12 protein-coding genes are annotated in these 14888 nt (G+C 67.3%); 11 read left to right on the forward strand and 1 reads right to left on the reverse strand.

All coding sequences use genetic code 11. The annotated features are described in order from the left end of the window. Positions 1-60: 60 nt before the first annotated feature. The 6 genes from AB4Z46_RS15750 (at position 61) to AB4Z46_RS15775 (ending at position 8250) form a co-directional block, all read left to right on the forward strand. Positions 61-1356, forward strand: coding sequence for a hydroxymethylglutaryl-CoA reductase, degradative (locus AB4Z46_RS15750; protein ID WP_442284445.1), 1296 nt, complete (start codon positions 61-63; stop codon positions 1354-1356). 38 nt (positions 1357-1394) lie between these two features. Beyond that, positions 1395-2423 carry an ABC transporter permease gene (locus AB4Z46_RS15755; RefSeq protein WP_442284446.1) on the forward strand — a complete coding sequence of 343 codons (1029 nt, stop codon included), beginning with the start codon at positions 1395-1397 and terminating at the stop codon, positions 2421-2423. Positions 2424-2470: 47 nt separating this feature from the next. Beyond that, positions 2471-3448: a sugar ABC transporter substrate-binding protein gene (locus AB4Z46_RS15760; RefSeq protein ID WP_442284447.1), complete on the forward strand. Its 978-nt coding sequence runs from the start codon at positions 2471-2473 to the stop codon at positions 3446-3448. A 74-nt stretch (positions 3449-3522) separates the two neighbouring features. Further along, positions 3523-5646, forward strand: coding sequence for an ABC transporter permease (locus AB4Z46_RS15765; protein ID WP_442284448.1), 2124 nt, complete (start codon positions 3523-3525; stop codon positions 5644-5646). After that, complete coding sequence (locus AB4Z46_RS15770) at positions 5643-6749, forward strand: strictosidine synthase (RefSeq protein WP_442284449.1); 1107 nt, start codon at positions 5643-5645, stop codon at positions 6747-6749. The genes AB4Z46_RS15765 and AB4Z46_RS15770 overlap by 4 nt, the downstream gene beginning before the upstream one ends. Positions 6750-6753: 4 nt before the next feature. Then, on the forward strand, positions 6754-8250 hold the full coding sequence (locus AB4Z46_RS15775) for a sugar ABC transporter ATP-binding protein (RefSeq protein WP_442284450.1): 1497 nt from the start codon (positions 6754-6756) through the stop codon (positions 8248-8250). A gap of 85 nt (positions 8251-8335) precedes the next feature. Here the strand turns inward: AB4Z46_RS15775 and AB4Z46_RS15780 are convergent, their stop codons facing one another. After that, positions 8336-9235, reverse strand: a complete 900-nt coding sequence (locus AB4Z46_RS15780) for a MurR/RpiR family transcriptional regulator (RefSeq protein WP_442284451.1) — start codon at positions 9233-9235, stop codon at positions 8336-8338. A 204-nt stretch (positions 9236-9439) separates the two neighbouring features. On the opposite strand from AB4Z46_RS15780, the gene AB4Z46_RS15785 reads away from it, so the two are divergent. Genes AB4Z46_RS15785 through AB4Z46_RS15805 form a run of 5 tightly spaced genes read left to right on the forward strand, consistent with a single transcriptional unit; the run spans position 9440 to position 14871 of the window. Continuing rightward, a complete protein-coding gene (locus AB4Z46_RS15785; protein ID WP_442284452.1) occupies positions 9440-10285 on the forward strand; it encodes an SDR family oxidoreductase in 846 nt (281 codons plus the stop codon). 47 nt (positions 10286-10332) lie between these two features. Then, positions 10333-11370, forward strand: a complete 1038-nt coding sequence (locus tag AB4Z46_RS15790; protein WP_442284453.1) for a substrate-binding domain-containing protein — start codon at positions 10333-10335, stop codon at positions 11368-11370. Positions 11371-11378: 8 nt separating this feature from the next. Continuing rightward, positions 11379-12905 carry a sugar ABC transporter ATP-binding protein gene (locus AB4Z46_RS15795; protein WP_442284454.1) on the forward strand — a complete coding sequence of 509 codons (1527 nt, stop codon included), beginning with the start codon at positions 11379-11381 and terminating at the stop codon, positions 12903-12905. Further along, the gene (locus AB4Z46_RS15800; RefSeq protein ID WP_442284455.1) at positions 12902-13891 is read left to right on the forward strand and encodes an ABC transporter permease; all 990 of its coding nucleotides are present in this window, start codon (positions 12902-12904) and stop codon (positions 13889-13891) included. Before AB4Z46_RS15795 ends, AB4Z46_RS15800 begins: the two co-directional genes overlap by 4 nt. Before the next feature lie 17 nt (positions 13892-13908). Continuing rightward, positions 13909-14871, forward strand: a complete 963-nt coding sequence (locus tag AB4Z46_RS15805; RefSeq protein WP_442284456.1) for an ABC transporter permease — start codon at positions 13909-13911, stop codon at positions 14869-14871. Positions 14872-14888 lie beyond the last annotated feature (17 nt).

Genomic DNA, 14888 nt, shown 5'->3' on the forward strand with positions numbered 1-14888 from the left:
GCTGGCACGCCGTTGCACCTGCATTCTTCCATTCATCCACATATCGTTTCAGGACGTCACATGGTTCAGGACTCCCGCCTTCCCAATTTCCGCGCCCTCACACCGGCCCAGCGCCTCGATCACGTCGCGACAGCGGTCGGCCTCACCGCCGACGATATCGCGCTGCTGAAGACGCCAGGCGCGCTCGCCTTGTCGCGCGCCGACGGCATGATCGAGAACGTCGTCGGCACCTTTGAATTGCCGTTCGGCATCGCCGGCAACTTCCAGGTCAACGGCCGCGACGTGCTGGTGCCGATGGTGGTGGAAGAGCCCTCCGTGGTCGCCGCGGCATCGTTCATGGCCAAGCTGGCGCGCGAGTGTGGCGGCTTCGAGGCCTCGAGCACCGGGCCGATCATGCGCGCGCAGGTGCAGATCCTTGCCGTGGCCGACCCCTATGGTGCGCGGCATGCGCTGCTGCGGCAGCGCGATCGCATCCTGGAGATCGCCAACAGCCGCGACAAGGTGCTGATCGGCCTGGGCGGCGGCTGCCGCGACATCGAGGTGCATGTCTTTCCCGATACGCCGCGCGGCGCGATGGTGGTGATGCACCTGATCGTGGATGTGCGCGACGCGATGGGTGCCAATACCGTCAACACCATGGCCGAGTCGGTGTCGCCGCTGGTCGAGCAGCTGACCGGCGGGACGGTGCGGCTGCGCATCCTTTCGAACCTGGCCGACCTGCGGCTGGCGCGCGCACGCGTGCGGCTCACGCCCGAGGTCTTGAAGACCGCCGAGCGAAGCGGCGAGGAGATCATCGAGGGCGTGCTAGATGCCTACACCTTCGCGGCGGTCGATCCCTACCGCGCCGCCACCCACAACAAGGGGATCATGAACGGCGTCGACCCGGTGATCGTGGCGACCGGCAACGACTGGCGCGCGGTCGAGGCTGGCGCGCATGCGTACGCCTGCCGCAGCGGCCGCTATACCTCGCTCACCACCTGGGAAAAGGACAACAGTGGCGCGCTGGTCGGCACCATCGAGATGCCGATGCCGGTCGGCCTGGTGGGTGGTGCGACCAAGACGCATCCGCTCGCGCGCCTGGCGCTGAAGATCCTCGATGTGACTTCGGCACAAGAGTTCGGTGAAGTGGCCGTGGCCGTCGGCCTTGCGCAGAACCTCGGCGCGCTGCGCGCGCTCGCGACCGAAGGCATCCAGCGCGGCCACATGGCGCTGCACGCCCGCAACATAGCGCTGGTGGCCGGCGCCGCCGGCGACGAGATCGACACCGTCGCGCGGCAGATGGCCGCCGAGCACGACGTGCGCACCGACCGCGCCCTTGCGCTGCTCGAGGCGCTGCGCGGCAAAGCTTCGCTATAACCGTGGCCTTGTCTTTAGCATCCAGGAAGCCGACCGTCATGAGCATCCAACAGCACAATGAGTCCGCTTCGCCGGCCATCGCGGCGCGCTGGCGCTTTCACGCCGGCTGGCTTACGCAGGAGCGCATCGTCTTGCTGCTGGCCGTGCTCCTGTTCGCAGTCTTCAGCGTCGGGCTGAATGGCTTCGCCGCGCGCGACAACCTGCTCTCGCTGCTGCGCGGCGTGGCCGTGCTCGGGATTCTCGGGCTTGCCATGGCGCTGGTGGTGATCGGACGCGGCATCGACTTGTCGCTGGTGGCGGTGATGGCGATCTCAGTGGCCTGGTCGCTGGCGCTGGCCGCCAGCGGCATGTCGCTCGGCATGGCCCTGCTGGTGGGCGTGGCCTTCGCGCTGGTGCTGGGCGTGGCCAACGGCCTGCTGATCGCCTATGCGGAGATCCCCGCGCTGTTCTCGACGCTGGCCATGGGCACCTTCATCTACGGGCTCGGACGGATGAAGCTGATTCCGCTCGACGTGGTCTATGCGCCCGAGGACGCGGCCTGGTTCAGCCGCATCGGCCAAGGCGAGCTCGCCGGCGTGCCGCTGCCGGTGCTGTTCTTCCTTGTCACCGCCGCGCTGGTGGCCACGTTCCTGCGCTACACCCGAACCGGACGGTTCATCTATGCCATGGGCGACAACTACCAGGCCGCCCGGATGACTGGCGTGCCGGTGCGGCCACTCGTGGTGCTGCAGTACGCGATCGCCTCGTGCGTGGGCTGCGTGGCCGGCGTCATCACCGCGGCGTCGGTCGGCAGCATGAACACCCGCATCGTCAACTCCACCATGATCTACGACGTCATCCTGGTGGTCGTTCTGGGCGGCATCGGTCTGAGCGGCGGCAAGGGCGGCGTGCGCAACGTGCTGGTGGGCACCGTGCTGATCGGCATCTTGCTCAACGGGATGACGATCATGGACATCCAGTACACGGTGCAGAACGTCATCAAGAGCGCCATCCTGTTGGCGGCGCTCGTCATCGACAGCCTGATCAACCCTCGCGACGAGCAGACCGCCCAGCAGGGTGACATCTAGCGCCGCACGACATCGCCTTTTCTTTCACTGACCCAAGAGACAAGACCATGAAATCCCTGACTGTCCGACTTGCCCTTCTGACCGCCGCCCTCGCCATGGGCAGCGCGGCGCATGCCGCCGACGCACCCCTCAAGGGCAAAACCGTAGCCTTCGTGCCCACCTCGCTGGGCTACGACCTGACCGACGGCTGGAACACCATGGTGCGCGGGCAGCTCGAACCGCTTGGCGTCAAATGGATCGTGCGCGACCCCAACTGGAGCACGGACGCCGGCGCCCAGGCGATCACTTCGCTGATCAACGAGAAGCCCGACGTGCTGCTGGTGCAGAACCCGGACATCCAGTCCTATGCCCGGTTGCTCAAGCGCGCCGAGGACGCCGGTATCCGCGTCGTGCAGGTAAACATGCGCTCGGCCGCCAAGACGAGCGCCTTCGTCGGCGCCGACTGGGTCGGCATCGGCGAGGCCATGGCCAAGGCCGTGGTCGAGAAGTGCAGCCCGAAGGCCGGCAAGTCGGGCAAGATCAGCATCGTGCAGGGCGTGCTGACGGCGGCGGCGAGCACTTTCCAGATGCAGGGCGTGCAGGCCGTGCTGGCCAAGAACCCCGACATCAAGGTGGTCTCGAACCAGGCGGCCGACTGGGACGCGTCGAAGGCGCGTGCCGTGACCGACACCGCGCTCAAGCAGCATCCTGATCTGTGCGGCGTGATCGGCTTCTGGGACGGGCAGGACACCGGCACGGCAGCGGCCATCCGGGAGGCGAAGAAGCAGGACCAAGTGTTCCTCGCCACCAACGGTGGCGCCGCGCGCACCGGGTGCGCCAACGTGGCCAACGGCAACTTCAGCGCATACATGACCTACGACGTGAAGCAGCAGTCGCAGGAACTGGTGCAGGTGGTGAAGACGCTGCTGGCGAGTTCGGCGCGCCCGGCGCAGGACATCTCCCGCGTCACGCCCGTGGGCGTGATCACCAAGGCCAGCCTGCGTGACGACTCGTGCTGGAACCTTGACGAGTACAACAAGAAGTAAACACCGCGAATCACCGCAAACAGCCGACCGGCGGACCGACCCGTCGGCGCGGCGCGCATCTGGAGTTGCCGCACATGTCTGCGTCCCAAACCATCGCCCGATGGCGATACAAGTATGTGCCCGACCACGTGGTCGGGGAGATTCTGTCGAAGAACTGGATCGACAACGCCGTGCCATTTTTGGCGCTGGCCGTCGTCCTTGCCGTGTTCGGCAACCTGATTCCGAGTTTCTTCGGGGCCGCCAACCTTGGCGACACCTCGCGGCAGCTCGGCGAGTTCATCTTCATCGTCTGCGCAATGATGATCGTGATGGTCGCGGGCGGCATCGACCTGAGCGTCGGTTCGAACTTCGCACTGGGCAACTTCGTCGCGCTGTTCCTGATGAATGTGGCGCAGTGGTCGCCCTGGGCGGTGATGCCGGCCGTGCTGCTGGTCTGCGCGGGCGTTGGCCTGCTCAACGGCGTGCTGATCGGCTACCTGAGACTGCGCGCCTTCCTCACCACGCTGGTCACGCTGATCATCGTGCGCGCGGTGGTCGACATGCTGCTGCTCAAGCATGCGGTCGACATCGCCAGCAACATGCCGGAGTCGGCGGTGTGGGATTTCATCGGCGCGGGCTCCGCGCTCGGGCTGCCGCTGAGCTTCCTGGTCGCCATGGTGTTTGCCGCCTGTGCTCATTTGTTCCTCAGCCGGACCCGGCCCGGCTGGCACATCATGGCAATCGGGGGCTCGCGGCGCTCCGCCTACAACGTCGGCATCCCGGTGCGGCGCACGATCTGCCTGACCTATGTGGGGTCGGGTTTGCTGTGCGGCCTGGCGGGCCTGATGTACGCCGCGCGCCTTGGCAGTGCCGGCTCGGACACCGGGGCCGGCCTCGAGATCATGGCGCTCACCGCCGCTGTGGTGGGCGGCAACAGCCTCGGCGGCGGGCGAGGCTCGGTCGCGAAAGCGCTGATGGGCGCGGTAGTGGTGGTGCTCATCACCAACGGTCTGGTGCGCGTCGGATTCCAGAGCGGTGCGGGATCGCTGGCGCTCGGCCTCATCCTGCTGTCGGCCATCGCGATCGACGTGCGCTGGCTCAAGAACAAGCACAAGCTGCTGGCGAAGTCCTACGTATCGCCCGCCTACCTGGAGCTGCCGCCCGCGCCCAGCACCGAGGCCGGCTCGGCCTCGCCTTACGCGGTGAACGACCGGCTGCGCGACGTCGCGCTGATCGGCTTCGCGCAGGTCGAAGGACCCGAGGACGTGATTTTCGATGCGCAAGGGAACCTCTACACCGGCACCCGGCACGGCGACATCGTGCGCTTCTTCGGGCCGGACCACGAGCGCATGGAGGTGTTCGCCCATGTGGGTGGGCATCCGCTGGGCCTGGCGTTCGACCGCGCGGGTAACCTGCTGGTGTGTATCGCCGGCATGGGTCTTTACAGCGTCTCGCCCGAGCGCCGGATCGAGCGGCTGACCGACGAGACGAACCGCACGCCCTGGTCCATCATCGACGACTCGCGGCTCAAGCTGGCCGACGACCTCGACGTCGCGCCGGACGGGCGTATCTTCTTCAGCGAGGCCACGATCCGCTACGAGATGCACAACTGGGCCTACGATGCGCTGGAGAGCCGCGGCAACGGCCGCATCATCTGCTACGACCCGGCCACCCGCAAGACCCGCACGGTGCTGCGCAACCTGGTTTTTCCCAACGGGGTGTGCATGGCGCACGACGGCGAGTCCTTCTTCTTCGCCGAGACCTGGGCCTGTCGTATCAACCGCTATTGGTTCGCCGGGCCGAAGGCCGGCCGGGTCGAGCGTGTCATTGACGACCTGCCGGGATATCCCGACAACATCAACCGCGCCTCCGACGGCACCTTCTGGCTCGCGCTGGTCGGCATGCGCACGCCGTCCATGGACCTGTCGCTTCGAATGCCAGGATTCCGCAAGCGCATGGCGCGGCGCGTCTCGCCGCAGGAGCTCATCTTCCCGAACATCAACACCGGCTGCGTGATCAAGTTCGACGCGCAGGGCCGGGTGTTGGAATCGCTGTGGGATCTTGGCGGGGAAAATCATCCCATGATCACCTCGATGCGCGAGCACCAGGGCCACCTCTACCTTGGCGGCCTGCTCAACAATCGCATCGGCCGCCTGAAGCTGGCGGACGCCGACCCGACGTGGACCGGGCAGCAGAGCTATTGGGGGAGCGCGGCATGAGCACTCTGCCCAATGGAAGGTTCGGGACACTCCTCGACCGGATGCTTGGACGCGGCCCTCACGCCGTCACCGTGCCGCCGATGGACGGCCCGCTGCGGCCCAACAGCCTGCTCGACCAGGCGGCCGACCACGTGCGCGCCGTGTCGCCCGACAACCTCACGTCCTGGCGCGATCAGCTGCTCTTCAGCAGTGGGCCCGAGCTGCATGCACTCGATCCCTCCACTGGCGCATTGCGACAGATGGGCCGCATGGACGGTGATGTGTGCGCGATCGCCGCGATGGCCGACGGCAGTGCGCTGGCCGCGCTGGCGGGGGGCGGTCTTCGCACAGTCGACGAGGAGCCGGCGGCAGCCAGTCTGCTGGCCGACGCCGAGCGCCGGGTGATCCGTTGTCCCACGGCCCTGCTGGCCGGCACCGACGGTCGGATGCTGGTCACCGAAGGCTCGCGTGATCGCCTGCCGTCCCAGTGGCGCGCGGACCTGCTGCACGGCAAGGCGACCGGCGCGCTGTGGATGCTCGACCGCTGGGACGCGCCAGCGCGCCCCGTGGCCTCAGGCCTGGCCTGGCCCAGCGGCATTGCATGGCACCGCGATGGCTCGATCGTGGTCAGTGAAGCCTGGGCACACCGGCTGGTGCGCATCGACGGCCAGGGCCGGCGCAGCGTGCTGCTGGGCGACCTGCCAGGCTATCCGTCGAGGATTGCGCCCGCGGCCGACGGCGGCTGGTGGCTGTGCCTGTTCGCGCCGCGCAGCCAGTTGGTCGAATTCGTGCTGCGCGAGCGCGAGTACCGCGAACAGATGATGGCGCAGATTCCCGAGCGCTACTGGGTAGCGCCGGCGCTGGCGTCGGGCCAGGACTTCCGCGAGCCCATGCAGGGTGGCGGCATCAAGTCGATGGGCATGCTCAAACCCTGGGCGCCGACGCGCTCCTACGGTCTGGTGTGCAAGCTCGACGCCGACTTCCAGCCGCAATGGAGCGCGCACAGCCGCGCCGACGGGCGAAGGCACGGCGTAACCAGCGCCGCCGAACTGGACGGCCGGCTCTACGTGGGTTGTCAGGGGGGCGACGAGGTCGTCTCGCTGGACGTGCAAGCGCAGGAATGAAACCATGGACAACCTGATCGAACTCCGGAACATAGGCAAGGAATACCGCGGCGCCCACGCGGTGCGCGACGTCTCGTTCGGCGTGCGGCGCGGCGAGGTGCACGCCCTGCTTGGCGAGAACGGCGCGGGCAAGTCGACGCTGACCAAGATCCTGGCCGGTGCGGTGCAGCCGTCGCAGGGCCAGATCCTGCTCGAGGGTCGACCGGTGAGCTTCGCCACACCCCACGACGCACTCGGACACGGCATCGCCATGGTCTACCAGGAAACCAGCCTGGTGCCGTCGCTCACCGTGGCGCAGAACCTCTATCTCGGCGACGAGCCCTTCTTCAACCGCCTGCGCGGCTTGTACATCGCCGCGCAGCAGTTCCTGCAGCGCCTGAACTTCAATGTCGATCCAACCAAGCTGGTGTCGCAGCTCGGGGCGGCGCAGAGGCAAATGGTGGAGATCGCGCGTGCCGTGCAGCACGAGGCCCGGCTCATCATCTTCGACGAGCCGACCGCCACCTTGACGCCGGAGGAGAAGCACCACTTCTTCGGATTGGTGCAGCGGCTGCGCGCCGAGGGCGTGTCGATCGTCTTCATCTCGCATGCGCTCGAGGAGGCGCTGATGATCGCGGACCGCATCACGATCCTGCGCGACGGCGAGCACGTGCTGACCGCCAACGCGAGCGAGATGGACCGCGACCGGATCATTCAGGCGATGGTCGGGCGCTCGCTCTCGCAGGAGCTCTACGGCAATCGGTCGCAGCGCGTGCGTCGCCCGCGCGGCGCAAAGGTGCTGAGCGTTCAGAACCTGTCGATGGGCACCATCGTGAAGAACAACGCCTTCTCGCTCTATGCCGGGCAGATCACCGGCATGTTCGGGCTGATCGGTTCGGGCCGGACCGAGACGGCCAAGATCGTGGCCGGCGTAGCGAAGCGGGACTTCCTGCACGGCGGCGAAATCCTGCTCGACGGCGAGCCGGTGCGCTACCGCACCCCGCGCCCTGCGGTCAAGGGCGGGGTCGTCTACGTGACCGAAGACCGCAAGCTCGAAGGCTTCTTCGAGACCATGTCGATCGCCGAGAACATCTACACCGGACAGCTTGCGTCGTCGCCGAGCCTGTTCATGCTCGCGCGGCAAGACCAGATGCGAGAGCTCGCCGAGGCCTGGCGCAAGCGGCTGTCGATCCGTGCGATCGACAGCGATGCACGCATCGTCGAGCTGTCGGGCGGCAACCAGCAGAAGGTGGTAATCGCCAAGTCGCTGGTCCAGCGGCCTCGGTTGGTGATCTTCGACGAACCGACGCGCGGGGTCGACGTCGGCGCGATCGCTGAGATTCATCAGCTTATTCACTCGCTGGCCGACGAAGGCATCGCAGTACTTGTGATCTCGTCATATCTGCCAGAGATCTTGACGTTGTCGGATCGAATACTCGTGACGCGGCAGGGCCGCGTCGTCGAGGAGTTCGCGCCGGAAATCGCAACCGAAGACAAGATCATGTACGCGGCTGTGCATTGACCTGTCAGCAGCGAGGTTGTCACACCTACGACGCACAATCTCCGGTACGGGCTGGCTCGGACTGAAAGAGCTCGGGGCTTCGCTCCTACCGGTAACGGCTGCCTTCCGTGATCGTGTTCGTGTCCTTGATCGCGGCGATCGATTTGTCGACGTGCTTCACCGCATAGCGCGAATACACGACGTCCGTGACCAATAGTTGCGCCATCTTCGACAGCATTGCCTCGTGGTAGGGCGCCGAGCCCACTGCTGCGTCGGTGGTGTTGGTCAGCAAGGTCAGGTGCGCGCTTTGCGCCAGCGGGGAGTCGGGGTACGAGGTAATGGCCACCGTCGTCGCCCCGCGCTTCTGCGCGGTGCGCAGCGCTTCGACGACCGGTATCGTGCGGCCTGAATTGCTGATCGCAAAGGCCACCGAACTCTTGCCCAGCGTGGACGCCGAAATCTGCTGCACGCCCTGGTCCTTGTAGAAGATGCAGCGCTTGCCGACGCGCATGAAGCGCATCACGGCGTTCTCGGCCGCTAGCGTGGACGAGCCCATCGCGAAGAACGCCAGCGAATCGGCCTTGTCGATCGCAGTGGCCACCTTGTCGAGCAGCCGCAGGTCGAGCCGCTGCGCCGTGTCCTCCAGCGCGCTGATGTTGCGAAAGAGGATCTTCTTGACGATCTGCGCGTTGGTGTCCGAGGCTGAGATGTCGTCGTAGACGAAGGCCTCGTGAGCGGCCGGCACCGCCTGGCCATGGGTCGACAAGGCCTCCGCGATACCGATCTTGAGCTGCTGGTAGCTCGGCACGTCCAGCGCCTGTACAAAGCGCGTGATGGTGGACTCCGACACCTCGCAGACCTCCGCCAGGTCCTTGATCGATTGCGTCTTGACGATGTCCGGGTGCTTGAGCACGTAGTTCGCAATCCGCTTGAGAGCAGGATTCAGTTGGCCCTGCGCCTGCCGGATCGTGTTTAGCACGCCGGTCCGATCAAGCTGAGTGGTCATTTTCTGGGGCTCCTGTGGCAATGGAAGGAATTTTCCTCCATGGTAGCGGCCCCTGGGCTCGCTCTTGTTCCCTGCGCCGCCAAGTCATGGGCTCCGGGTTTTCCCTTGGGGGAAAACGATGGAAGGAATTTCCTTGCATTGAGAAAGGCGCGGTATTAAATTCCACGACAACCGATTCGAGACATGCAGCACCTATCCGATCCCATGACTTTCGCGACTACGAGCCGCCCCTTGCCGGCAGGCGGGGCGCTCGCCGGGCGCACGGCCGTCGTGACCGGCGGCACCTCGGGCATCGGGCTGGCCATCGCAAGGCTGCTGTCGGCGGAGGGCGCGCGCATCGCGATCCTGGCGCGCGACGACGAACAGCTGTGCGAGGCGCGCAGGCCGGACGTGCAGGGCAAGCCCTCGACGCCCTGGCGCCTGGCGAGCGGCGACGCCGGCCGGCCCGCGGATGTCGAGCGCTTCATGGAAGACGCCGAGCGGGACTTCGGCGAACTCGACATCGTGGTCAGCAACGCCGGCTTCCACCATGCCGATGCGATCGAGAACGTGTCGCCCGACACTTGGCGCGCGGTGTTCGACACCCACCTGGGTGGCGCCTTCCTGTTCAGCCGTGCCGCCTTCGCGCACTGGAAGCGCCAGGGCCGAGGCGGCTGCCTGGTCTTCGTGGCCAGCAAGGCGGCCGTCGCCGCCAGCCCCGGAGCCGCGGTCTATGCCTGCGCCAAAGCCGCGCAGCTGCACCTGGCACGCTGCCTGGCCGAAGAGGGTGGGCCGCACGGCATCCGGGTCAACAGCGTGCTGCCCGACGGCGTGATCCGCGGCACCGGCATCTTCGATGCGGCCCAGCGCGCCGCCAATGCGCGCCGGCATGGCGTGGCGCCCGAGGAACTCGAGAACTACTACGCGCAGCGCAACGCGCTGAAGGCCTCGATCGGTCCCGAGGACGTGGCGCGCGCGGTGCTGTTCCTGTGCGACGACGAGCGCAGCCGGAGCATCACCGGCGCCTCCCTTTCCGTCGATGGCGGGCTCACGGCCGCCTACCTGCGTTAGCCAGCGTCCAGACGCATCCCGAGAAACCTTCACACCGGAGACAGACCATGACATCCACCCGCTTCACTCCCCGGCGCCGTGCCTTCGGCGCCTCCATGCTGGGCGCCGGCGCCGCGCTGATGGCCGGCACCTCGCCGCTACATGCCCAGACCGCGCCGGCCGGCAAGGGCCGGACCTACTACTACGCCTCGCAGCTGCTCGGCCACCCGTACTTGCTCGACTGCCACCTGGGCATGCGCTATGCGGCCAAGGCTTTCGGTGCCGACATCCGAACGGTCGGCCCGCAGGGCTGGGATCCGGTCGGCCATGCCGCGGCGGTGGAGCAGGCCATCGCGAAGAAGCCGGCCGGCATCATCACCAGCCTGTGGGAGCCCGGCGCTGTGCCGGCCATCCGTCGCGCGATGTCGCAGGGCATTCCGGTGGTGGTCATCGAGGCCAACGTGCCCGACAGCGGCGCGCTGAGCTTCATCGGCATGGACAACTACGCCTGTGGCGCCGACACCGCCAAGGCGCTGATCAAGTTCGCCGGCAAGAAGGGCAAGTACGTCGCCAGCGGCAACTGGGGTGCGTCGAACACCGACGCCAAGTTCAAGGGCCTGACCGAGTACCTGAAGGCCAACAGCGAATGGGAGCTGGCCGGCCGGGTCGACGACAAGGCCAGCACCGAGGCGGCCATCGCTTCGTCCAAGGCGATGTTCAACACCTACAAGGGGATCGATGCCGTGGTCGGCCTCGATTCGAGTTCGGGCAGCGGCATCGCGCTGGCGGCCGAGGAAATGAGCGTCGACCTGGGCAAGATCACCGTGGTCGTGCACGACCGCGAAGCGCCGGTGCTGGAGTTCATCAAGAAGGGGCTCATCAAGGGCTCTGTCATCAACAAGACCGCGCTGCAGTGCTTCAGCGCGGTGCAGATGCTGGACTCCTGGAACAGCCCGAACGGATTGGCCGGCGTGCCGATCGCGGCCGATAACAAGGCGGCGGGCACCATGCCCGCGCCGCAGCAGGTGCTGATGGGCACCGAGCTGATCACGCGCGACACGGTCGACCTGTTCAATCACCAGAAGATCCCGCAGTACCGCAGCTGAGTGCCGCCATGAACGACTCCAGCCTCAAGATCGAGAACGTGTCGAAGTCCTACGGCGCCGTGCGGGCGCTGCAGGACGTGTCATTCAGCGTGCGCCGGGGCACCATCCATGCGGTGCTCGGCGAGAACGGCGCCGGCAAGAGCACGCTGATGAAGGTCATCAAGGGCGAGGTGATGCCCGACAGCGGCCGCATCGTGCTCGACGGCCAGGCCTACGAGCGCTACGAGCCCGCCTACACGCGGCGGCTCGGCGTGATCATGGTGCACCAGGAGCTGGCGGTGTTCGACAACCTCTCGGTGGCCGAGAACATCTTCCCGGACATGCGCCGCTTCCTGCGCGGCGGGATGATCGATGCCGAACGCCTGCGCGCCGAGGCGCGCCGCGCGCTCGCGAGCTTCGATTTCGACCTGCATCCCGACACGCTGATGGCCGGGCTCACGCTGGGCCAGAAGCAGCTGATCGAGATTCTTCGGGCGCTCAACCAGCCGCGCAAGCTGCTGATCCTCGACGAGCCGACCTCGGGCCTTTCGACCGCCGAGTCCGATCGCCTCATGCGCATCCTGCGCAAGCTGGCCGACGGGGGCGAGACGATCCTGTTCATCAGCCACCGCATCCCCGAGATCCTCGGCGCCTGCGACGAGGTGAGCGTCCTGCGCGACGGCCGATACATCGAAACCTTCGATTGCCGCCGCGCCACCGAGGCCGAGCTGGTCAACCGCATGGCCGGCCGCGAGCTGGTGCAGGACACGGCCGTGCGCGCAGCCGCGCCGGCCAACGGCGAACCGATGCTCGAGGTGCGCGGCCTGCGCGTGCCGGGACGGCTCGACGACTTGAGCCTGGCGCTGCGTGCCGGCGAGGTGGTCGGCCTGTTCGGGCTCGAGGGCTCGGGCAGCAGCGAGGTGGCGCCGGCCCTGTTCGGGCTGCACGTGGCAACCGGCAGCCTGCAGGTCCGTGGAAAGAACGTGCCGCGGCTGCTGCCGCACGCGCTTCGGCGCCATGGCGTCGGCTTCGTCAACACCAACCGCAAGGAGGCGGGGCTGTTCATGCGCAGCAGCATCGCGGTCAATGTCTCGGCGCCGGTGCTGTCGAATTTCAGCGGCTTCGTGGGCTGGCTGCGCTGCCGGCAGGCGGCCGACTTCGCGCGCGGCTACATGCAGCGTTTCTCGATCAAGGCATCGAGCGTCGAGGCGCCGCCATCCGCGCTGAGCGGCGGGAACCAGCAGAAGGTGATGTTGGCCGCCGCCCTGGCCGACGACCCACAGGTGGTGCTGATCAACGAGCCCACGCGCGGCGTGGACGTGGCGGCCAAGGCCGACATCCATCGCCATCTGCGCAGCCTCGCCAGGGACGGCAAGAGCCTGCTCGTGATGTCGTCCGAGTTGCCCGAGCTGCTGGCGCTGTGCGACCGCATCGTCGTCATGCGGTCGCGCCGCATCGTCGGCGAATGCGCGCTCGCGCAGATGGATGCCGAGCACATCATGACCCTTGCCGCCGGCCGCGCGCCGGTGGCGCACGAACCGGGAGTCGCCGCATGAAGCCGCTGGTCTTCGAAACGCCGCAGCCGCTGGTGCCGCCGCGCCGCCTGGCCCTGTCGCCGGTCGACCGGCAGGTGCTGCCGATCGCCTTGATGGTGGTGGCCGCAACGCTGCTGCTCGGCGTTGCACATCCGCGCTTCGCTCAGCCCGGAAACCTCTATGCGATTCTTCTCGACCTGTCGCTGCAGACGCTGGCCATCAGCGGCTTCGTGTATGTGATGGCCACCGGCGAGATCGATCTGTCGGCCGGCGCGGTCTATGGCTTCACGGGCGCGTTCGCGGGCTTCCTGATGCACATGGAACTGCCCTTTCTCGTCGCGGCGGGGCTGTCTCTTGCGTGCGCGCTGCTGTTTGGCCTGGTCAACGGATGGCTGGCGGTGCGGCTCAGGCTCAACTCGCTGATGCTGACCATCGGCACCATGGTGCTGATACGGGGTCTGAGCGGCGTGCTCAACACCGTGCTCGTGGGGCAGACCTTTTCGTCGGAGTTCCGCCATCTGGCGCGCATGCAGGTGGGCGGCGTGCACCTGATGGTGATCGTCGCTCTGGCGATGCTGGTGGCCTTCACGCTGCTCGAGCGCCGCACCGCGATGTTCCGCCGCCTGTACCTGGCAGGAGAGAGCGCGGCGAGCGCGGTGCTCTACGGCATTCGCGTCGACCGCATCAAGATCGCGGCTTTCGCCTGTAGCGCGCTGGCCGCGGGAGCCGCCGGGCTGGTCGCGGCCTCGCGGGTCACGCATGCCGACGCCCAGCTCGGCGACGGGCTCGAGTTCACGCTGGTCACGGCCGCCGTGTTGGGCGGCGCCAGCCTGGCCGGCGGCAAAGGCACCTTGGGCGGTGCATTCCTCGGGCTGGCCTTTCTGGCGGTCGTGATCAACGGCATGGTGGCCTTCGACGTCGAGCCCGCGCTGCAGTCGCTGGTGATTGGCGTGCTGCTGATCGTGGCTGTGGCGCTCGACCGGCGCCTCGAACTCAGCCGCCGCTGAAGCAGAAGGAGACGACCATGGTCAATTTCATTCTTCGTTCACTGCGCATTCCGGCCGGCCTCGTGGTGCTGGCGCTGGCCGCGCTGCTGCTTGGCAGCGACGCCTTCGGCGACATCAACAACCTTGATTCGTTGCAGACCATCGTCGGTCCGCTGCTGATCCTCGTGGTCGGCATGACGCTGCTCTTCGTCGTGGGCAACTTCGACCTGTCGATCGGCGCTGTGATGGGGCTCGCCGGCATCGTCGCGGCGATCGCCATGAACGCCGGGCTCGGCGTGTTCACCGCCTGCCTGCTCGCGCTGGGCTGCGGCCTGCTGGTGGGGGCGCTCAACGGCTTCCTGGTGGCGGTGCTGGGCATCAATCCGCTGATCGCGACGCTGGCGATGCTGGCCATCGTGCGCGGCGTGATCGAGTGGCTGGTGCGCGGCCTCGGTGTGGCGGGATTCACCTCGATGCCGGCCGATTTCGTGGCCCTCGGCAATGCCAAGTTGCTGGGGCTCTATGCGGTGGTCTGGGTCGGGCTGGCGCTGGTGCTGACCGCCGACTGGGGGCTGGCGCGCTGGCCACGGCTGCGGCAGCTCTATCTGATCGGCGGCAATCCGGCCTCGGCGCGGCTGCTCGGCCTGCCGGTGCGCGGCGCGACCTTCAGTGTGTTCGTACTGACCGGCGGCCTGGCGGCGCTGGCCGGCCTGCTGGCCACGGCGCGCGTCGGCATGGCCAATCGCTACCTGGGCATCGGCGCCGAGATGGAGGTGATCATCGCCTGCCTGATCGGCGGAGCGGTGCTGGCGGGCGGGCGCGGCTCGGTGCTGTGCGCGGCGCTGGGTGCGCTTTTCATGGCGTTGTTGAAGAATGGCTTCAACCTGGTCGAGGTCGCGCCGCAATGGCAGGGCGTGGCGCTGGGCGCCATCCTGACGCTGGTGGTGGTGCTCGACGGGCTGACCGCGCTGCGCCGGCGCAGGCAGGGCCTGGCGGCTTGAGGCGACACAAGAAAACG

The sequence above is a fragment of the Variovorax sp. M-6 genome (assembly GCF_052114385.1).
Lineage (GTDB): Bacteria > Pseudomonadota > Gammaproteobacteria > Burkholderiales > Burkholderiaceae_C > Variovorax.

What these genes read in the sequence shown, in the direction of transcription:
- AB4Z46_RS15790 (WP_442284453.1), top strand. Translation starts at nt 10,333, where the DNA reads ATGACATCCACCCGCTTCACTCCCCGGCGCCGTGCCTTCGGCGCCTCC.
- AB4Z46_RS15780 (WP_442284451.1), bottom strand. Translation starts at nt 9,235, where the DNA reads ATGACCACTCAGCTTGATCGGACCGGCGTGCTAAACACGATCCGGCAG.
- AB4Z46_RS15785 (WP_442284452.1), top strand. Translation starts at nt 9,440, where the DNA reads ATGACTTTCGCGACTACGAGCCGCCCCTTGCCGGCAGGCGGGGCGCTC.
- AB4Z46_RS15755 (WP_442284446.1), top strand. Translation starts at nt 1,395, where the DNA reads ATGAGCATCCAACAGCACAATGAGTCCGCTTCGCCGGCCATCGCGGCG.
- AB4Z46_RS15765 (WP_442284448.1), top strand. Translation starts at nt 3,523, where the DNA reads ATGTCTGCGTCCCAAACCATCGCCCGATGGCGATACAAGTATGTGCCC.
- AB4Z46_RS15800 (WP_442284455.1), top strand. Translation starts at nt 12,902, where the DNA reads ATGAAGCCGCTGGTCTTCGAAACGCCGCAGCCGCTGGTGCCGCCGCGC.
- AB4Z46_RS15760 (WP_442284447.1), top strand. Translation starts at nt 2,471, where the DNA reads ATGAAATCCCTGACTGTCCGACTTGCCCTTCTGACCGCCGCCCTCGCC.
- AB4Z46_RS15770 (WP_442284449.1), top strand. Translation starts at nt 5,643, where the DNA reads ATGAGCACTCTGCCCAATGGAAGGTTCGGGACACTCCTCGACCGGATG.
- AB4Z46_RS15795 (WP_442284454.1), top strand. Translation starts at nt 11,379, where the DNA reads ATGAACGACTCCAGCCTCAAGATCGAGAACGTGTCGAAGTCCTACGGC.
- AB4Z46_RS15805 (WP_442284456.1), top strand. Translation starts at nt 13,909, where the DNA reads ATGGTCAATTTCATTCTTCGTTCACTGCGCATTCCGGCCGGCCTCGTG.
- AB4Z46_RS15775 (WP_442284450.1), top strand. Translation starts at nt 6,754, where the DNA reads ATGGACAACCTGATCGAACTCCGGAACATAGGCAAGGAATACCGCGGC.
- AB4Z46_RS15750 (WP_442284445.1), top strand. Translation starts at nt 61, where the DNA reads ATGGTTCAGGACTCCCGCCTTCCCAATTTCCGCGCCCTCACACCGGCC.